General features: G+C 36.7%; 21 protein-coding genes. 17 read left to right on the forward strand and 4 right to left on the reverse strand.

The window, feature by feature from the left end:
* Positions 1-117: 117 nt before the first annotated feature.
* Complete coding sequence (locus AB3M96_RS00800) at positions 118-1,491, reverse strand: YjiH family protein (RefSeq protein ID WP_412965649.1); 1,374 nt, start codon at positions 1,489-1,491, stop codon at positions 118-120.
* 294 nt (positions 1,492-1,785) lie between these two features.
* Between AB3M96_RS00800 and AB3M96_RS00805 the strand changes: the two genes are divergently transcribed.
* From AB3M96_RS00805 to AB3M96_RS00855, 11 genes are all read left to right on the forward strand, one after another.
* The gene (locus AB3M96_RS00805; protein WP_412965650.1) at positions 1,786-1,941 is read left to right on the forward strand and encodes a hypothetical protein; all 156 of its coding nucleotides are present in this window, start codon (positions 1,786-1,788) and stop codon (positions 1,939-1,941) included.
* A 252-nt stretch (positions 1,942-2,193) separates the two neighbouring features.
* Positions 2,194-3,456, forward strand: coding sequence for an ammonium transporter (locus AB3M96_RS00810; RefSeq protein WP_412965651.1), 1,263 nt, complete (start codon positions 2,194-2,196; stop codon positions 3,454-3,456).
* A gap of 87 nt (positions 3,457-3,543) precedes the next feature.
* Positions 3,544-4,512 (forward strand): DUF294 nucleotidyltransferase-like domain-containing protein, encoded by a 969-nt coding sequence (locus tag AB3M96_RS00815; RefSeq protein ID WP_412965652.1) that lies wholly within the window; start codon positions 3,544-3,546, stop codon positions 4,510-4,512.
* Positions 4,513-4,524: 12 nt separating this feature from the next.
* Positions 4,525-5,253: an exonuclease domain-containing protein gene (locus AB3M96_RS00820; RefSeq protein WP_412965653.1), complete on the forward strand. Its 729-nt coding sequence runs from the start codon at positions 4,525-4,527 to the stop codon at positions 5,251-5,253.
* 220 nt (positions 5,254-5,473) lie between these two features.
* Positions 5,474-5,629, forward strand: coding sequence for a hypothetical protein (locus AB3M96_RS00825; RefSeq protein ID WP_412965654.1), 156 nt, complete (start codon positions 5,474-5,476; stop codon positions 5,627-5,629).
* Positions 5,630-5,670: 41 nt separating this feature from the next.
* A complete protein-coding gene (locus AB3M96_RS00830; RefSeq protein WP_412965655.1) occupies positions 5,671-5,997 on the forward strand; it encodes a MerR family transcriptional regulator in 327 nt (108 codons plus the stop codon).
* Positions 5,998-6,327: 330 nt separating this feature from the next.
* On the forward strand, positions 6,328-7,293 hold the full coding sequence (locus tag AB3M96_RS00835) for a bile acid:sodium symporter family protein (RefSeq protein ID WP_412965656.1): 966 nt from the start codon (positions 6,328-6,330) through the stop codon (positions 7,291-7,293).
* 202 nt (positions 7,294-7,495) lie between these two features.
* A complete protein-coding gene (locus tag AB3M96_RS00840; protein WP_412965657.1) occupies positions 7,496-7,930 on the forward strand; it encodes a DUF6376 family protein in 435 nt (144 codons plus the stop codon).
* A gap of 120 nt (positions 7,931-8,050) precedes the next feature.
* Positions 8,051-8,527 carry an NUDIX domain-containing protein gene (locus AB3M96_RS00845; protein WP_412965658.1) on the forward strand — a complete coding sequence of 159 codons (477 nt, stop codon included), beginning with the start codon at positions 8,051-8,053 and terminating at the stop codon, positions 8,525-8,527.
* A 27-nt stretch (positions 8,528-8,554) separates the two neighbouring features.
* Positions 8,555-8,995 (forward strand): GNAT family N-acetyltransferase, encoded by a 441-nt coding sequence (locus tag AB3M96_RS00850; RefSeq protein WP_412965659.1) that lies wholly within the window; start codon positions 8,555-8,557, stop codon positions 8,993-8,995.
* A 106-nt stretch (positions 8,996-9,101) separates the two neighbouring features.
* On the forward strand, positions 9,102-9,620 hold the full coding sequence (locus AB3M96_RS00855) for an acyl-CoA thioesterase (RefSeq protein WP_412965660.1): 519 nt from the start codon (positions 9,102-9,104) through the stop codon (positions 9,618-9,620).
* 445 nt (positions 9,621-10,065) lie between these two features.
* On the opposite strand, the gene mscL is transcribed toward AB3M96_RS00855, so the two are convergent.
* Positions 10,066-10,434 (reverse strand): large-conductance mechanosensitive channel protein MscL, encoded by a 369-nt coding sequence (mscL, locus tag AB3M96_RS00860; protein WP_412965661.1) that lies wholly within the window; start codon positions 10,432-10,434, stop codon positions 10,066-10,068.
* Positions 10,435-10,521: 87 nt separating this feature from the next.
* Entirely contained in the window at positions 10,522-10,824 is a 303-nt protein-coding gene (locus AB3M96_RS00865; protein WP_412965662.1) for a hypothetical protein, read from the reverse strand.
* A 167-nt stretch (positions 10,825-10,991) separates the two neighbouring features.
* Between AB3M96_RS00865 and AB3M96_RS00870 the strand changes: the two genes are divergently transcribed.
* Complete coding sequence (locus tag AB3M96_RS00870) at positions 10,992-12,683, forward strand: DUF2339 domain-containing protein (protein ID WP_412965663.1); 1,692 nt, start codon at positions 10,992-10,994, stop codon at positions 12,681-12,683.
* 478 nt (positions 12,684-13,161) lie between these two features.
* Positions 13,162-13,611 carry an SRPBCC family protein gene (locus tag AB3M96_RS00875; protein WP_412965664.1) on the forward strand — a complete coding sequence of 150 codons (450 nt, stop codon included), beginning with the start codon at positions 13,162-13,164 and terminating at the stop codon, positions 13,609-13,611.
* A gap of 73 nt (positions 13,612-13,684) precedes the next feature.
* On the opposite strand, the gene fdhD is transcribed toward AB3M96_RS00875, so the two are convergent.
* Complete coding sequence (gene fdhD / locus AB3M96_RS00880) at positions 13,685-14,494, reverse strand: formate dehydrogenase accessory sulfurtransferase FdhD (RefSeq protein ID WP_412965665.1); 810 nt, start codon at positions 14,492-14,494, stop codon at positions 13,685-13,687.
* Between the two features lie 369 nt (positions 14,495-14,863).
* On the opposite strand from fdhD, the gene AB3M96_RS00885 reads away from it, so the two are divergent.
* The 4 genes from AB3M96_RS00885 to AB3M96_RS00900 all read left to right on the forward strand — a co-directional run bounded on the left by AB3M96_RS00885 (position 14,864) and on the right by AB3M96_RS00900 (position 19,693).
* Positions 14,864-16,129 carry an L-lactate MFS transporter gene (locus AB3M96_RS00885; RefSeq protein ID WP_412965666.1) on the forward strand — a complete coding sequence of 422 codons (1,266 nt, stop codon included), beginning with the start codon at positions 14,864-14,866 and terminating at the stop codon, positions 16,127-16,129.
* 62 nt (positions 16,130-16,191) lie between these two features.
* Positions 16,192-16,554 carry a Na-translocating system protein MpsC family protein gene (locus AB3M96_RS00890; RefSeq protein WP_412965667.1) on the forward strand — a complete coding sequence of 121 codons (363 nt, stop codon included), beginning with the start codon at positions 16,192-16,194 and terminating at the stop codon, positions 16,552-16,554.
* A gap of 254 nt (positions 16,555-16,808) precedes the next feature.
* Positions 16,809-19,169, forward strand: coding sequence for an FdhF/YdeP family oxidoreductase (locus tag AB3M96_RS00895; protein ID WP_412965668.1), 2,361 nt, complete (start codon positions 16,809-16,811; stop codon positions 19,167-19,169).
* 107 nt (positions 19,170-19,276) lie between these two features.
* Positions 19,277-19,693, forward strand: a complete 417-nt coding sequence (locus AB3M96_RS00900; protein WP_412965669.1) for a hypothetical protein — start codon at positions 19,277-19,279, stop codon at positions 19,691-19,693.
* Positions 19,694-19,997: the final 304 nt, after the last annotated feature.

Raw genomic sequence — 19,997 nt, forward strand, 5'->3', positions numbered from 1 at the left:
GTCCTCGAAAATGCTACGCATTTTCTTCGTGCGATGGTTATGCTGACGAAGCTTTCCTTGTCCTGTGCGTCAAAAAAACGCCCCAGAATTCTGAGACGCCTTCTTATAGGATATTCATTAAAAGATAAAGTGTGCAGCAACTACGATAATTGGTAGTGTAATAATTGTTCGCAGTAAGAAAATGATAACTAAATCAATAAATCGAACTGGTAGTTTAGATCCTAATAGCAATCCACCAACTTCAGACATGTAGATTAACTGAGTGATAGAAACACCTGCGATTACAAAACGTGTCAGGTCACTTTCAATGTCAGCTCCAATGATTGCGGGTAGGAACATATCAGCAAAGCCAATAACCATCGTTTGTGCAGCAGCCGCAGCTTCAGGGATTTGTAACCAGTTTAAAATTGGTACAAATGGTACTCCTAACCATGTGAATAGTGGTGTATATTCTGCAATGACTAACGCAATAGTACCAATTGCCATTACGACTGGAACTACACCCAACCACATATCAAGTACGTTTTGTAAACCACCTTTAAGTACATTTCCGTAATCACTGTTTTTCTTTGCTTGTATTACTGCTTGATTTGATCCCCATCTGAATCGACTTATCCCCTCTGGAATGCTCTCATCAGCATTGCTTTCCACACCCTCATAATACGTGTCAGGCTTACGTGACAAAGGTGGGATGCGTGGTAATATAATTGCACACACAAGGCCGGCAACTACAATTGTTAAATAAAAGGGACCAAATAAATTGGACAAATTCATGTATTCTAAAATTACTACTGTAAAGGTAATGGAGACTACTGAAAAAGTAGTTCCAATGATTGCTGCTTCACGCTTTGTATAAAAACCATCTTCATATTGTTTATTTGTCAAAAGTACACCGATTGTGCCATCACCTAACCATGATGCTATTGCATCAACTGAGGAACGACCAGGTAACTTAAATAGAGGACGCATAACCTTTGTCAAAAGTGCTCCACATAGTTCAAGTAATCCAAAATCAAGTAATAGTGGTAAAAAGAGACCCGCAAATAAGAAAACAGAGAATAATACAGGTATTAGATCGAAAAGAAGAGTTCCTCCAGTATTCTCTGACCATATTGCTTCTGGTCCTATATGAAAAAGCACCATTACAGCGAAGATCGCTCCTAAAACTCTTGTGACGAGCCAAAGAGGGGTTACGTAAAAAAGCTTATTTAAAAATGGTGAATTCATGATAAATCCTGGTTTTGTTAATGATGTGATTACCGATATCAAAGCAGCTAAAACAATTAGTGCAGTCATTATTCCTGGAATAGCTCCGCCTAATAAATCTTGTGCCCAACCTGCTAAAATCGCTACTGGAATGGTAACTCCTTCATTATAGGGGAATGGAATAACGAATAAGATAATTCCGATTAAAGACGGAATAATAAATTGGAGGTAATCAGATACCATAAATGTTTGTGAAATTTGCTTTTGTTGTGTCTGGTTTGCCATTTGTTTCACCTCAAGTAACATTTTCTCTAATGTATATAAAAACAACACTAGTAACTTTACAACAAAATGTATAAAAATGCGAGAATTATTTAATAAAAATTCTTTGTTACGTATAAAAATGCCTAAATCAAGCAGTTTGGTAATTTTTTCTTACGAGGAACTAAATTTAAATTATTGTAGAAAAATAATTATAAGATTCTTGCCAAACGAATACTGGACACAATACTTCTGAAAGATTAATACGGATAAGTCTTTAAATAGTACGGAAAAATAAAATGGAAAGGAGTGTATACTGTGAAAAAACAAACGAATAACACTGAAGAACCAACAATTGCTGTTGGAATGGACACCCAAGATGATTTACAGAAGGATGCGACAATGGATGATATCGAAAAAGGGGAATACACCCAGGTTACAACTTTGTCTTTGGATGAAAATGATCCAAGTTAGGAAGTAGGCATTATCACGTATGTGGTAATGCCTTTTTTTATGTATAAAAAAAGATTTAATATACAAAATGGCGTATTTATAATCATGTATCCGGTTTCATGTAATGAAATCTAACATGATAATTAAAAATTTTCAAAAAACTGTTGCGTTTTATATTTATTTACGTATAAAATAAGTAATCATAAATACATGTTACATTTTCTAACATTAAGTGTTTGAAATTATAACATGTAACTATAAGGGGGAAATAATATGGATATTACGTATTTAATGAACAGCGTGTGGGTAATGTTGGGAGCAGTTTTAGTTATTTTTATGCTAGGTGGATTCATATTACTTGAAGCAGGTTCTACTCGAATGAAAAATGCCGGCCACATTGCAGGTAAAACCATTTTCACATTTGGTTTAGCATCACTCGTATTCTGGGCAGTTGGATTTGGTTTTATTTTTGGTGATAATGCGAACTTTTTAGTCGGGCTTTCAAACTTCTTTTATTCGGGAGAAGAACTTGATTTAGGACTTAATTCATCGGTATTCTTCCTGTTCCAATTAGCATTTGCAGGTATTGCCATCACGATTGCAACTGGTGGATTTGCAGAACGCGCCAAACTTTCTGTGTACCTTGTGTTTACATTATTATTTGCAGCACTTGTCTATCCGGTAGTTGCTCACTGGATCTGGGGCGGAGGCTGGTTAGCAGAGCACGGTAAACAAGATTTTGCTGGATCAACAGTTGTTCACTTGACTGGAGCTATGGCTGCGTTCGCTGCGACAATTCTATTAAAACCTCGTATTGGAAAATACAACAAAGACGGCTCTCCAAATAATATCTTTGGTCATAACCAAGTTTACACAGCACTAGGCGTTTTAATTTTATGGGTAGGATGGTTTGGGTTTAACGCAGGTAGCACAGTTTCAGTTGATGCCGGATTCTTTGGATTTGTTGCAATGAATACCAACTTAGCAGCAGCTGCTGGTGCAGTTGCAGCGTTGTTAATTTCTTGGGCGGTACTAGGAAAGTCAGATGTTCCAACAATGTTAAACGGTGCATTGGCAGGATTAGTTGCAATCACTGCATCGTGTGCTTTCGTTGACACCTGGGCGGCAGTTGTCATTGGCTTCGTAGCTGGAATCCTAGTATTCTATAGTGCAAGATTCTTTGAAAAGAGAAAAATTGACGATCCAATTTTTGCTTTGTCTGTACACGGTGCTGCTGGTGTATGGGGTACATTATCAACTGGTTTCTTTGCAACTCCTGAGCTTGCAACTGTAGGTCAAGCGGGACTGTTTTACGGCGGCGGATTTGCACAACTTGGCGTTCAATTAATGGGAGTAGTATCAGCTGGTGCGTATGCATTTGTAGTTTCTTTCATTATCCTTGCAGTTATGAAAAAAGTAATGAAAGGATTACGTGTAACCGAAGAAGAAGAAATTATGGGATTAGATGTAAGTGAGCATGGCAGCTATGGGTATCCAGAGGTATTTTTAGCGAAGGAAGATAAGCTAAGTTCATGATTATATAGGCTAGGTATCTATTATAGGTACCTTGCCTTCCCATCTAATGGAAGTCATCGGATTGCTACATTATAAGGACGGGTTGCGATGTGTGAGAACTTTAGCACGTATGAGTCGATAAGAAACTGGAAAAATTCATATATCCTCCAATACCAAACAGATACGGATAAACTAAATCAGTTTCATGATGAAGTGATGAAACATGTGTTATGTATTGCGCTGAAAAGGATGGCGCCCCTAAAACCACCATGTAATTTTACCTGGTTTATTACAGGGAGTGGGGGGAGGTTTGAACAAGGGCTACTCAGTGATCAGGACCATGGTATCGTGTATGTGGATAGCTCGGATGAGACTCAAGCATATTTTCTCGAATTAGGTAAGGAGATTTCACACGGTATGTATGAGGTAGGATATCCTTTTTGTGAAGGGAAGGTTATGTCTTCAAATCGGATTTGGTGTAAATCTGAAAGTGAATGGAAGGAACAGCTAACATGTTGGATGGAAGAAGGCACTTGGGAGGCAATTCGTTATTTACAAATTTTTTACGATGCAAGATGTTTAATAGGATATGAGCAGTCTCTTCATGATTTAAAAGTTTTTATTTACGAACATCAGAAGAACGATAACAAGTTACTTCAGCGGTTTATGGAAAATATCATGTTTGTAAAAAGAGTCATTGGACCGTTCGGGCAAATAATTGTAGAAGAAAAAGGGGGTTATGAGGGGTCTATCGATATAAAACAAACTGCATTTATACCATATGTAAACGCAATTCGCCTTTTAGCGATAAAAGAAGGTTTACTTGTAACATCAACATTGGAACGGATTGACACCCTTATAGAGAAAAAAGGGTATCCAAGTGAATTAAGAAAGTATCAGGACAACTTTTTAAAACTACTTCAAATAAGGAATACATCGTATCTCTCAGGTACTTCGTACGAAGAAAGTCATTATTTATCAGTTAAGGGACTCGAAAAGGCAAGGAAAAAAGAACTAAAAAAAATACTTAAGGATGGAAAGAAAATTCATCAATTTGTTCGAGATTGCATTTCTTAAAGGGTGTTGAAGATGGCATTTGAACCATTTATTCATTTTGTAAGAGGGCTTCAAGGAAAACTGAATACGGGTGGACTTGCTGGAGTTCAAGGGCAAAGCTTTCAACAAACAGCTTTTCTTCGCCAGTTACAACGTGATCTTCAACAAGAAGATATCTTAACAACTCCTTTAGAAAAATTAAATGTGGTTGTATTTGATATTGAAACGACCGGATTTTTTCCTGACAAGGGAGACGAAATTATTTCGCTGGGAGCGGTAAAAGTTGAAGGTGACGAACTGCGAGAAAATAATGTGTTTTATTCACTGGTTCAATATGAAAAAGAACTGAGCAAAGAAATTAGTGAACTGACTGGACTCAGTACAGAAAAACTTAAATCCGCTCCCCCTTTATCAGAGGTGCTTATTCAGTTTTTTGAGTTTTCGAAGGGAGCCCCGTTAGTCGCGCACCATGCAAATCATGAAAAAGCGTTTATGCAGTATATGAGCTGGAAATTATTTCGAACACCTTTTAAGCATAGAGTTATCGATACGTCCTTTCTATATAGAATTGTTGAATCTGAACTTCCGTTTACTAGATTAGAAGAATTATGCAATCATCACCAGATTCCCATTAAAAACAGACATCATGCATTAGGTGATGCATTATTAACTGCGAAGCTTTGGTCGATTTATATCAATAAAACTCAACAGTTTGGGTGTCGTACTTTACGTGATATTTATGATCGGCTAGCAAGACTCTGAAGAAACACGATTCGTGTTTCTTTTCTTTTTTAGTCTGATTTCCGTATCACCACAAATAAAATAGATTGTTAGGCTTTCTTACATACTTACTGATTTCTCATTAGATATTGTCTATGCTTAATAAAAAGATAAGAGGAACCTAAGAGATAATATGATTTTACCTGGTAATGTTATGGATTGAAGATTTGCAGATTCCATAATGAAGAAGGAGTGCTGTAGAATGACCAATCAACTAAGAGTGGGAATGGAAAAGATGAGGAGTTACTATACGGAACAACTTGTAGCAGCAGGTGTTGTTAAAGACAATGAAACAGACTCGTATACTTTGACTGAACTTGAGAACTTGTTTAAATTGACTTTTCAGCTGAAAAAATAAAACTAAATTCTGAACGCCTGTAAAAGTAGGTGGTGCATACATTGGCAGATGAGGTGTCGTATAAACATAAAAAAGTAATTAACATAGGAATTGTAAAAGAGTTAACAGGACTTTCGCAAAGACAAATTAGATATTATGAAGAAAGAAAACTGATTTTCCCTGAAAGGACTTCGGGTGGCATACGAAAGTATTCATTTTCAGATATTGAACTATTGATGGAAATCGCAAATAAAATTGAAGATGGTGTACAAACCCGTGAGATAAGGCAGGAATTAATACGTAACGAAACAAATGCCCAGCGGGAGCAGCATCGAAAAATGATCCAAGGACAAATTAATGCACATTTTGGAATGCGGAGGAAGTTTTAAGAGTTATTATTGATTATGTTATAAATAAGAGAGTTTAAATGGTGCTGCCAATTGCGATGAACGCCCAACTATAACCGTGAACTAACTAGTTGGTCACTTATGAACACTCAACTTCTACCGCCAACAGTCCAGTTTGGCACTCAACCCGCCTATAAACGCCCAACTCCTACGAGTACATATAAGGAGATCTTATGTCCTTCTGTGTTACGGTAGTTTTACCCATCTTCTTCGAATTTGTTTATTAGACAACCATATTAATGCTAATATAATAGTATACTTACTTAATGGTTTACCATAGTAAAGGATTCCGCATTAGTAGGAGAATGAAATATGCTACAGAAATTGAATAAACAACTAGAAAAGCTGATGCCGTTAATTACACCGACAAGCGTTGTAATAGGGGTATTGCTAACAACTTATTTAAGCCCACTATCTTTTTTAGTTCCTTGGATTTTTGCTTTCATTACGTTTTCAGGGTCTCTTAGTTCCAATTTCAGGTCCTTACAAAAGGCGATTTCACATCCTTTTCCGATTCTAATTGCCTTGTTTACACTCCATCTTCTTATGCCGGGCTGGGCGTGGCTTGTAGGACATCTCACTTTTCCAGGAGATAGTCTAACAATTACTGGTTTAATACTTGCGGTAGTGATTCCGACCGGGATTACAAGTTTCATATGGGTTTCAATGAAGCATGGAAATATTGCGCTTACCCTGTCTATTATTCTAGTTGACACGTTAATCTCACCATTTGTTGTGCCATATAGCCTGACTTTATTCGCAGGTGGAAGTGTCGAAATGGATATTCTTAGTATAATGAAGGGTCTTTTATTCATGGTTGTTCTTCCATCGATACTTGGAATGGTTGTAAATCATTTAACTAAGGGGACCTGTAAAACAACTCTAAGTCCAAAGCTTGCTCCATTTTCGAAAATTAGCTTAGGTATTGTTGTTATGATAAATAGTGCTGAAGTTGCGCCTTATTTACAAAATGTGGATCTAAAACTACTTATAACTGCAATAGCTGTCTTTTTTGTTGCATTCAGCGGATATTTGTTTTCTTGGGGTATTGGCAGACTTATGAAGCTTGAAAAAGATGAAATCATTGCACTTGTTTTTACAGGCGGGATGCGAAATATTAGCGCAGGGGCGGTAATTGCTGTTACGTTTTTCCCTGCTGAGGTAGCCGTTCCCGTTGTTGTAGGTATGTTGTTTCAACAGGTGTTGGCTTCAATTTATGGTTATTTTATACAACGTACGTACAGCTTGGAAGCACTCGAACAAAAGCAATCTGCATAAGTCTCTTTTGCAAAAAGTCATGTGACTAAACAAGTGACTGTGTTCACTATGTCATATGACTTTTATTTTTTATACTTTATGAGAGTTAACTTTTTTATACGACTAAAGTATAAGAAAAGACATCGGTTTCCGCCATTATTGGCGGCAAACCGTGTTTTTCTAATGATTAGTTCAAAAGAAAATCACAAGGAGAGATACAATTATGAAAAAAGTGAGTTTACTAGTAGCGGGAATTATCGTTGGGGTTAGTTTAATGACAGGATGTTCAAGCGTATCAGATAAAGTTGAAGATGCAGAGGGCTATGCAGCTGTAGCAGAAGAGTTTGAAGAAAATATTACCGGATTTGAAAGACAATTATCGAATTTAGAGAAACAGGATCACCTTACCAAAGAAGAACAGAAGCAGCTCGTAACTGATATTGAGAATGTAAGATCAGATATTGAAGAATTCCTAAGTGTTGAACCGCCATTTGGATTAAAAATGGTTCAGAAAAAGTTACAAAAAGAATTCGATGAGAGAGAAGTGCATCTTCTTGCTCTAAAGGATAAAGCAGAAAATAATGAAGCAACGACAGAAGATATTGAAAAAGTAAACGATGAATTTTTCTCGAATATCTCAGTAAAATTATTTAACTAGAAAGATACCGCAGTCAATAGGCTGCGGTTTTTATTCTATTTTTTTCTTTAAAACATATTGAAAAAAATGGTACCAAAGCATAATATTGTAATGTTGTCTACGAATCTATGGGGGTGTAGTGTGAAATATCCGATCCGAGTTCGAGCCTGTGCATTGATTATTGAGAACGATTCAATTCTACTTGTAGAGTTTGATGAACCTACACGTGTAGGTATCCATTATAACTTACCGGCAGGTGGGGTAGAACCAGGTGAAACGATTATTGAAGCAGTCAAACGTGAGGCTTGGGAAGAAGCGTCAGTTGATGTTGAAGTTGGTAAACTAGCATTTGTTTCAGAGTATGTTCCATCTTTAAATGATCCTTCCGGACCACATGGGTTGAGCTTAATGTTCGATTGTAAACTAAAAAACGGTTCAATGCCAAAGTTACCAAAAAATCCAGATCCAAACCAGATTGGAGTTCGTTGGGTGCCTTTAAATCAGCTTGATGACATCGTGCTATTTCCGAATATTAAATCACAAATACTAGAATATTGTAGGCATGAGAGAAACGGTTTAGAATATATTGAGGAGCACTTACTTCCTTTGCAACAGTAGGAAGAGTGCGAAGATGGAGGGAAAATTTTGACAGTAAGGCTACGAGAATTAACAAGAGATAACTGGGAACAATGTATTGATTTGCGTGTGAGCAAAGAGCAACAACAATTTGTTGCCTCAAATTTATATTCCATAGCTGAGGTTCAATTTTTACCTGATTTCGAAGCGTTAGCAATTTATACTGATGAAACCATGGTTGGATTTGTAATGTTCGGTCTTGATGAAGATGACCGTAATTATTGGATTTATCGTCTTATGGTCGACGAAAGCCATCAAGGGAAGGGCTATGGGAAAGCAGCTCTACTACAGGTTATTGAAAGACTAAAAGATAAGCCTGATTGCAATGAAATTATTGTTGGCTATAAACCAGAAAATATTGAAGCAGAAAGAACCTATCTAAAAGCAGGTTTTCAACCAAAAGGAATGGCTCCTTGGGGAGAAAAGCTTGTTCATTTAAAAGTAAACTAAAAACTGTTAAACTTATAGTCGTTGACTATAAGTTTTTTTATGTCTTAGAATACATCTAGCATAAGGGTGTAGAATAAGGGTAAAAGGTAATAAAAGGAGAACAACTATGGAAGAGACAAAATATTGCAAGGAATCGTTTGTTGTAAAAACAAGCAATGTATTTCCACCAGATACAAATTCACATGGTACATTATTTGGTGGTAAGTTAATGGCGTATATCGATGATGTTGCGTCTATAGCTGCTGTGCGCCATTCCCGAAGTGCGGTTGTCACCGCCTCAACTGATTCAGTCGATTTTTTACATCCAATTTATGAAGGAAGCTCAGTATGTCTAGAAGCTTTTGTTACATATACGGGTCGAACCTCTATGGAGGTATTTGTGAAAGTAATAGCTGAGGATTTACTAACCGGTAAAAGAAATATCTGTGCTCTGTCTTTCTTGACATTTGTTGCACTTGACGAAGAGGGAAAACCAAGGCCGGTTCCAAAGGTTATACCAAAAAGTGATGAAGAAAAAATGCTTCATGAATCTGCAAAGACACGTGCCGAGACAAGGAAGAGGCGTAAAAAGGATAACGAGAAGATGGCCCAACAATTTAGTATTGCATTACCATGGGAAGTATAAGGTACACAAAAAATGCTCAGAACCATTCTGAGCATTTTTTAGCAGATAGGAAAGCATAAAATCTTTCCTATCTGCATAAGTGCAACTACGGCTCTGCTGTCGCCTAAAGGCTCGGCAATCGCCTAGTTTTCTAATATTTGCTTTTGTTCTTTCCTCTTTTGCTGTCTAGTTAACACAAGACCTATAAAACCAGCTGTAAAAGAAGGGGGTAAGCTATAAACCAAGTAGTTCCAATTTCCTGTGCTCAAAGAGATTATTAGGAAAATTAATGGAAAGCCTATTAAAACAAATAAAGAAACAAAAAAAGCTAAATTCGTATTTCCTTTCAAACAAACATCCCCTTTAGAACATATGGATAATTTTTACACTACATTCACTTTACCATTATTTCTAGAATATTCCAATAAAAAACTGAGTGCTTGATAGTAATCACTCGGTTTCAGTTCTATTTTTGTTGTGCTTTTAATAAATCGCGTATTTCTGTAAGAAGCAGTTCTTCTTTTGTTGGAGTTGGTTCCACAGTGGGCTCTTCAAGTTCTTTCTTTTTAAAACGATTAAAGAAACGGATAAACAGAAAGATTGAAAACGAGATAATGAGGAAATCAATAATGGTTTGGATAAAGGCTCCATAATTAAGAAACTTATAGCTTGCCTCTTTAATATTTATCCCACCAAGGATAAAGCCGAATATCGGCATAATGATGTCATTAACAAGTGATGATACAATTTTTCCAAATGCTCCTCCTATAACTACCCCTACTGCAAGATCAATAACATTTCCTTTTAAAGCAAATTTTTTAAATTCATTTAACATATGTATTTCTCCTTTCAAAACCTTCCTTTATTTTATCTGTTTTTCCTTTTTGGTACATCCATTTTTAAATAAATAGGTAGAAGGGCCTTATCCTTTTCTAAATCTATCCAATTGATAAAGTAAATTCTCTTTTCTCAGTATCTCCACTTGTCTCTCTCCTAATAAATCAAAGTGTGGAAAACCTTCACGATTATGAATATAACGAGAGGGAATATTGTGTTTTTCACCCCATTTAATTAATTTCTCAAGATCTGCACAGCCAACCTTTGTGACAGTGTTCATGCCTGGAAACCGGTCATCAATCCAATAATGTGTTAGAAATGCGATTTCCCCATTAGAGACCTTTCTTTTCCATTCAAGCAGTTCCTTTCTATTTATGCCAAATGCCATTTGTTTCACCTCAAAAATGTCCAACGATTGTAAAGTCAGATTCCTATATTCCTTCATTATAACAAAAGCTTGTTATAGTAAGAAAACTAATGGTAGATTTTGCTAGAAAACATGATATTCTGTAAGTAGCATTCATATCGTAATTGGTGTCATAAGGAGGAACGAGAATGCAGGATAAACATAATTTAGACGAATTGGAAAAAAGGGTTGATGAACTGCGAAGGGAAGCCCATGAACTAAAGGTTTTAATCCATTCAATTAGAAGACAGAATGTAGGTGAAGAGCAACGTCCAATAAATCAAGCTGCAAATGTTGTACCTGAACAAAGAAATGAAAAGCATATACCACTTCCGCAAAAACAGAAGAAGGTTGTTCAGAAAGAGCAGATAGATTGGGAGAAACAAATCGGTCAAGTATGGTTACCACGTATTTTTATTTTTGTACTTTTACTAGGCGTGGTATGGGCCTTTAAAGCCGCCTCCGATTTTGGAATTATCAATGAACCAGTAAAAGTATTACTAGGGTATTTATCATCAGCTATCCTCATTTATCTAGGTTTGTTACAGATAAAAAAGAAGCGTATTGCGTTGGGACAAGTGTTATTAGGGGGAAGTGTTGTATTACTTCTCATTGTAACCTTTGCGATGCATGTCTTATATGATTTAGTACCTTTAGTTGTTGCTTTTCCATTGAATATAGTATGGATAGGACTTGGAATCTTTTTTGCAAATCGATATCAATCTCAGCCTTTGGCTATCGTTACAGCAATAGGTGGCTACCTAATCCCGTTCTTAATAGAAAGCCAAAATCCAAATGTTTTTCAATTTATCACATTTGAGACAATCTTTTATGGAGCGCTATTGGCATTTGCGATATTGAAAAAGTTCAATATTCTCTATCATGTCGCATTTGCATTTCTTCATTTTACACTTCTTGCCGGAGCGCTTATTCAATCGAATGGAGACATTGATTATTTCGCATTCGCTGTAATTGTTCAGCACATATTTTTACTTGGTGGATACCTATTGTTTCGGTCATTTGACAAGGAACAGCTGGGAATCTTGTTTGGAAGCTTTTTACTCATGCTTGCGTGGACGCGAGCAGCTTTCACCGATGGAACATTTGAATGGTTACTACTGATCTTTATTATACTCTATGTATTTTTATCATTTTTACTTTGGAAACCTAGCAAAGAAAAGCTTGCGGGAACTTTATCTATTGCTTCAATTGCTATCTTAGCCTATCTTGTTAGTAGATTTGAAGTTGAAGATATTTCTGGGGTATTGTTAGTTCAAGGTATGATCTCATTTTACCTGGGGATAAGGGCGCAATCGAAATTAAAGCAAGCAGTTGGTTCACTCATATTTGTTGTAAGTTCATATGTTATTTTTCTGATGCAATTTCATGAAATCTTTTCGATTGAATTTATCAATTGGATTCTATTGATTGGTGCAATATTTGTATTGCCAAAGCTTATTGCACAAGTGGAATGGATAAAAGACGTAACCAGGGATAGTCTGTATAAGCTCCTACAAATTATTAATATGGTGTTACTACTCTTTTTTATCACCTTAACCGTAAGTGCTTTAACTAACGATCTTGAGTTAAGTATGCAATATATGATGGTATCATTTGCATGGGCCATTTATGCATTTGTTGGAATAGTTCTGGGTTCTCAAAGAGATAATAAGCCGCTTCGAGTGTTTGGTTTAACACTATTGTTTATTACATTAGGAAAGCTGATATTCTTTGATTTGTCATATGTTTCAATCTTCATCAGAGCCATTTTATTTATTGGACTTGGGGTTATTGGAATACTTGGATCTAGGGTGTTTTATCGGGGGAAATCGAATAAGTAAATGGAGAAAAAGTCTGCCTTAGGGTAGGCTTTTTTTCTGGGCTCTTATAAAAGATTGTTGCAACTGGACTTTTTTCTTTGAGAGTGTGGGAATAAAGTATGGTGATTTCCGCTCCTGGCACTCGCTTTCCGCGGGCGGACCGTGAGCCTCCTCGTCGCAGGCTCCTGCGGGGTGTCACCTGACTTGCACAGGATGTGCTGACGTCTACGTTCGCCACAGGACGTGGCGGTCGTTAGTAGACGTTCCTATTTCTTTCCCGCAGTAGTCTCGTGCCATGCGCTCCAATCACCCTTTCTATACTAATATTAGCTTAATTAACGTTCAAGTAGAGTGAAATCAATAAAGTATTTGAAAACAATCTTGTTCTTTAATGGACCGTTAAATACTGCTGGACCCAGAGTCATCCTATGTTCTAAATCCTATCCTTCTAAAATAAACTTGTAACAGGCATCCTAGAAAAATTCAGAGGAGTGGGATTTTGAAAAAGACTGATACATTCGTCATTCATGCCAATAGAGAAAGTGTTTATTCTGTGTTTATGGACCCAATAAAGCTTGGAGGTTGCATACCGGGTTGTAAGGAAGTGAAACCAATTTCCCCAACAAAGTACGAAGCGTTGGTGGAAGTGAAAGTGCAGTTTGTCCCTATAAAGATTCAAGGAATCGGGGAATTAAAGGAGTCCATCGAAAATGAAAAAATTGTTGTTGAAATGAAGGGGAAGCCTGTTTCTCTTGCAGGATCTTTTACTAATACATTAACAGCAAAACTAAAAACACTTGAGCCAAATAAAACACTAGTGGAATATGAAATGGACTATGAAATTGAAGGGAAGCTTGCCTCAATCGGTGAATTGTTGATGAAGGGTTCAAGTAAAAAGAACTCAGAGGAGTTTGTAAGAAATGTGCAGGAATTATTTCAGCATACGTAAAACGTTACTATCAAGATAAATGATGGAAATATACAAAAAGAGATTAGTAGACGTAGACTACTAATCTCTTTTCTTATACAGTAAATGATTCCTCGTTTTTGACAATACGTTCTGGGTGGGAGTAGACATTTAGTTTACCTCCACGGATAAATCCAACTGCAGTAATGTTTAGTTCTTCCGCCATTTTTATTGCAAGATCGGTTGGAGCCGATTTAGATAAGACAATCCCGACACCGATTTTCGCAGCCTTTAAAAGTACTTCTGAAGAGATTCTACCGCTAAAAACGATAACTTTATCACGAACAGGGATCTTATTTAACATACAATAGCCATATATTTTATCAAGCGCATTGTGTCTCCCAATATCGGTTCGATTAACAATCATTTGATTCGGGCTACATAGAGCTGCGTTATGCACGCCACCTGTATCTCTAAATACTGTACTGTTTTGCTGCATTTCGTTCATAAGTGTGATACATTCCTCTGGTGTGAGGGTTAAGGTAGAGGTAGATGTTTTCGCTGTTTTGGCATCATTAACAAAATAAAACTGTCTTCCTTTTCCACAGCAAGATCCGATAAACCGTTTTGAATAGTATTCCTGACTCGTCGTCACTTCTGTAGTTGTTTCAACATAAGCATAGCCCTGACCTTCGTCTATGTGTAAGCTTTTAATTTCATCACGAAAGCGAATAACACCTTCAGATGCTAAAAATCCAACCACTAACTCGTCAAGTTCAGCAGGTGTACAAACCATAGTAGCAAATTCGTGCTGATTTAAGATAATTGTTAATGGGTACTCTGTGACAATTTGATCTTCTTCTCCAATTAGTTGGCCATCTTCAAACTTAATTATGCCTTTTCTAACCGTAATTGAATCCATCAATTATGCACCTCACTTTCAATCTAGTTAACTTCGAAAAACTTTTACTATAAATATAATCACATTTTATTTGACAGTACAAGCTATTAATTTTTTAGGTTAACGAAAAATAAGTAGTAAAAAGTAGTTGTTTTCATTTGATAGTTTGTGATACTATCGTAACAAATAGTTCACAATATCGCCACATTTTTGACACAGGATAGCGACCCTGTCTCTGCTGCAAAAATGGAGATATTGAAAACGATTACTGTTGATTTTATAGTAGCGATCCTGCTATGGAATTAACCGTCATCATGCCTTGATACCTGTTTTTTTAGGTGTTCTTGGGTTTGTTGACGGTTTTTTATTTTTTAAGAGAATAGGAGAGAGAAAATGGAAAAAACAAAAAATCGTTGGCTGATTGCAGCTTCTGCAGTCGGAATACATCTTTCGATTGGTTCTGTTTATGCATGGAGTGTATTTACAAAGCCAATTGAAGGACAATTTGGTTGGGATTTAACAGATATAAGCTTAACATTTAGTATCGCCATTTTATTTTTAGGTTTGTCAGCAGCTTTTCTTGGGCACTTTGTAGAAAAATATGGTCCACGTAAAGCTGGGATGCTATCAGCTATATTCTTTGGAGTTGGGATAACCGGATCTGGGTTAGCCATTAATTTAGAATCATTGCCATTATTATATTTATTCTATGGTGTTTTGGGAGGAATTGGTCTAGGCGTTGGATATATTGCACCAGTTTCTACACTTGTAAAATGGTTCCCAGATAGACGTGGACTTGCAACAGGTTTAGCGATTATGGGATTTGGATTCGCAGCACTAATTAATAGTCCAATCATGCAAAGCTTGATTGACTCAGTTGGAATTGCAAATACATTTTATATTTTAGGAATCTCATATTTTGTCATCATGATTGCTTCATCGTTATATCTTGAGCCACCAAAAGAAGGCTGGATGCCAGCAGGATTTAAAGAAAAGGTTTCAAGTGGAACGAAAAAAGTAAAACAAGACTTAGCACAATTAACTGCAAATCAAGCAGTAAAAACAAAACGTTTTTATTATTTATGGCTAATGTTATTTATTAACGTAACATGCGGAATCGCAATCATTTCTGCAGCCTCACCACTTGCACAAGAAAGTATCGGTTTAACACCTGTAGCAGCAGCTGCGTTAGTTGGGGTGTTAGGAGCATTTAACGGATTGGGTCGATTCGGTTGGGCTTCAGTATCAGACTTTTTTGGAAGACCAAATACATACACTACTTTCTTTGTGATCCAAGTAATTGCGTTCCCATTATTACCACATGTATCAAATCCGGTGTTATTCCAAGTTTTACTTGCACTTATTTATACATGTTATGGTGGCGGATTCGCTGCAATTCCAGCGTATATTGGAGATATCTTTGGTACAAAACAGCTTGGTGCTATTCACGGTTACATTTTAACAGCTTGGGCTGCAGCAGGATTAGCTGGTCCATTGTTTGCATCATGGATTCGTGAAACAACAGGTAGTTACTCACAAAGCTTAACAGTATTTACTGGACTCTTTGCAGTAGCATTAGTAGTATCATTACTAATTCGCCTGGATATGAAAAAGTTACGAAATGAGCAAAAACAACAAGGTACTGAGCTTGCTAGTTGACATTAGATGATATACTTGGTTAACTATAAGTTAGTCAATTCTACTAGTAAGAGGTTGAAAAAATGAATAAATATGAGGCTGAATTTAGTAACATCGTCCGTTCATTTCGGAAAAAGCATATGGGAAAAGGTCCTAGTAAAATCACAACAACGTTTTGTAAACATTGGGCTATTTGTGAAATGGAAGGAAATCTTTCACCTGTAGAAAAATTTATTGCTGGTGCGGATGAGGGGAAACAATTACTTCGTTCAGCAAGAACAGAAATGGTTAAGGATATGTATCGAAAAAATCGGCCAGTTGAAATGGAAGAATTCTTAGGTTCAAACTTTGTTGATTTGTTTGTCGATATTGATATTGATCGAGATTTTGGAATGTCAATCTTTGTATTCGATCAGAACATAGAAAAGAAATTTTCAACTAAATAACACACAACATGTGTTGGCACTTGGTAGCGAACCTGCTAAAGACTAACCACCGTTGCATCTTTCTAGTATTTCTAGAGATTTGTTCGGTGGTTTTTCTATTTTTAATAGAAAAATTACGTTATAATATAACGATGTAAGCACTTACAATTTTTGAATTATTATCATCACTAACAATCGAAAACATAGTCAAAATTAATATAATCTGACTTTTACAATACACATAGTAGTAAGTATGAATTGAGGGGGAATAACAAATGGGAAAAACAAAACATCAGGGTCCTATGAAAGCAACGAAAATGCCTCAGCCAAAACATTGGGTAAGTCCAATTCCTTTTGGTTTGGGCAAGGTAAAACCAAAGCATATTCGAGATACTATGAAAATTGCATGGGAAAATAAAGATAATATTGGGTATGCCTCCCGTATTTTAACGCAAGGTGTTTGTGATGGTTGTGCATTAGGTGTGTCAGGTCTTTATGACCAAACATTAAAAGGACCACATATGTGTACGACAAGATTAAATGTACTTCGACTAAGCACAATGCCGGCAATAAAAGAAGATATTTTACATGCTGATATTGATGAGTTACGCAAATATGATTCTACGGAATTACGTAAATTAGGGCGTATTCCATACCCAATGATTCGTCGAAAAGGGGAAAGGAAGTTTTCTCGTATTTCGTGGGATGAGGCAATGGATATGATTGCTGAAAAAATGAAGAAGTTAAATCCAAGGCAGTATGCTTTTTATTTAACATCAAGAGGAATTACGAATGAGTCCTATTATGTTGCAGCAAAGGTTGCACGTTTCTTAGGGGCAAACAATATCGATAATGCCTCCCGTATTTGTCACTCTCCTAGTAAGACGGCGTTAAAGCGTTCCATTGGAGTGGGTGCATCTACTGCAAACTACCAAGATTGGTTTGGTGCTGATGTTCTATTATTCTGGGGAAGTGTTGCATCCAATGCTTCACCTGTTTCTACTAAATATATGCTTGAAGCGAAAAAACGCGGAACAAAGATTATTGTTGTGAATCCATATAAAGAGCCTGCTTTAGATAAGTATTGGATTCCTTCTAATATGGAATCTGCTTTATTTGGAACAAAGCTTGCCGATGATTTCTATCAAGTAAATATTGGTGGAGATATCGCGTTCATGCACGGAATCATGAAGCATTGGTTTGAGATGGAAAAGCAACAACGCGGATCAGCAATTAATCATAAGTTTGTTCAAGAACATGTAAATGGATATGAAGATCTTAAAAAGTACGTTAACTCTCAAACATGGGATGAAATTGTTAAGTCTGCTGGTATTTCAAAAGAAAGAATTATTGAATTAGCTGAGCTTTTAGCAGCAAGTAAGAATGCTGTTTATGCATGGGCACTTGGTTTAACCATGCACTCATTTGCGACGGACAACATCTCCCAGGTTGCAAACCTAGCGCTTCTCCGCGGTCACCTTGGTCGTAAGAATAATGGCCTAATGCCTTTCCGTGGTCACTCATCTGTACAAGGCTCCGGAGAAATGGGTGCAGATCCATTTGTATTGCCAGGCGGAGGTTTTGATGAAAAGACAGTTGAACGTATTGAAAAGGTATGGGGCTTTGAAGTACCTAAATGGCAGGGAGATATTTGTGGAGTTACGTTAGAAAACATCGTCTTACCAGAAGACAATGAACGAAAAATTAAGCTGTATTACATGTCTGGTGGAAACTTCTTAGAAACAATGCCTGATCCAAACTTTATTGAGAAAGCTTTATCTGAGCTAGAAATTCGTGTACACCAAGATATTATCTTGAATACATCCACACTTGTTGATGCGAAAGAAGCAGTTATTGTTCTTCCGGCAAAAACTCGTTATGAACAAGATGGTGGCGGTACATCAACATCAACTGAACGTATGGTGTATTACTCTCCTGAAATTGAAGGGAATAAAAACCTAATCGAAGAAGCGCGTTCTGAATGGAAAATTTATATTGATCTTGCGAAACGAGTAAAACCTGAAACAGCACATTTAGTTGATTTTAAATCTGGTCAGGAAATTCGTGATGAGATTGCAAAGGCAAACCCAGATTACGATGGAATTCAACATCTTAAGAAAAAAGGAGATGTGTTCCAATGGGGTGGTGCTTGGTTATGTGAAGACGGAATCTGCCCAACACCAGATGGTAGAGGAAATTTAATTGGAGTTGAAATTCCTGATTTACAAAAGAAGGATGAACAATTCATACTTACTACCCGTCGCGGAAAGCAATTTAACTCTATGATTTATAAGGAAGTTGATCCATTCAACGCTGCAGAACGTAATGATGTGTTAATTAATCCTGATGATGCCCGTGAACTTCGTATTTCAGAAGGTGAAAACATTGTAGTGTACAATGGGTTTGGTGTTTTCCAAGGTAAAGCAAAGTTTGCGGATATTGCAAGAAAGAACCTTGGTGTTCACTTCCCAGAAGGAAACTTCCTATTACCACGTGGAAGATATGAAAAGTTTGCAGGTATCCCTGACTACAACATCACAGTTAATGTAGAAAAAGCAGACCGCTTCAACGCGCGTAAAGATGTTCAATATAATGAGAAACATATCGAAGACTTAGATATTGATGCACCAGCATAAACTATTTGCCTCCAACTAGGTTGGAGGTTTTTTTTTACACATCTTTAAATAAGAAGAGGGAATGGATAAATAGTAGAGGCAATTAAAGTCATAGAAGGGTGGTAAGCATGTTTTCATTACGCGGAGATGCACATAAAATCTATCTACAGCTAAAAAACGCAGAAGCTACAGACCAATCCTTCCAACAAATCAAAGCTATGCAAGAAGTTCGTAACATCCAAAAGTTTTACGAAGGTATTGATACCGAAACCTTGAAAATCATCTACTACCGAATGCTAAAGGAGAAGAACGGCTCAGGAATAATCTTAATTTTTGTAACAGCCATTCCATGGTTTTTATTTTTATTTTCTAGTAAATTAGAAGGTTTTCTGTTTGAAGAAGGTAGCCTCCATTGGTTGGGCTTTAGCCTAATTTACATTAGTGTTCTTTTTGGTAGTGTTATTCTTCAATTTAGGGAAAAAGCCTGGACTTCTTTTCATGTGGAGATAATTAAAGATATTTTAGAGGAGAGAAAAGATGAGTAATGCATGGTATGTCAAAATGATGGGTTCGGTTTTGAAGTACAAAATACGAAGCAAGTAAATCTGAAAAGAAAAATGCTTGGAAATATATGCTCTAAGCATTTGCACCCGTTCAGTGAATTCCACATCTTCAAGAAATAGCAGGAAATCAGCTTCCTAATTAAGTGGAGAAATTCCTCTTAATTAGGAAATTAAACGAAAAATAGATGAAATAGAGGGAAAGAATGCGCCTATTTAATCGATAACCATGAATATGAACCATTGTGTTTTGCTTAACGGGAAAAACTCCGCTTATATAAACGATAAG

It is taken from the genome of Ferdinandcohnia jepli, from assembly GCF_047246645.1.
Lineage (GTDB): Bacteria > Bacillota > Bacilli > Bacillales > Bacillaceae_L > Ferdinandcohnia.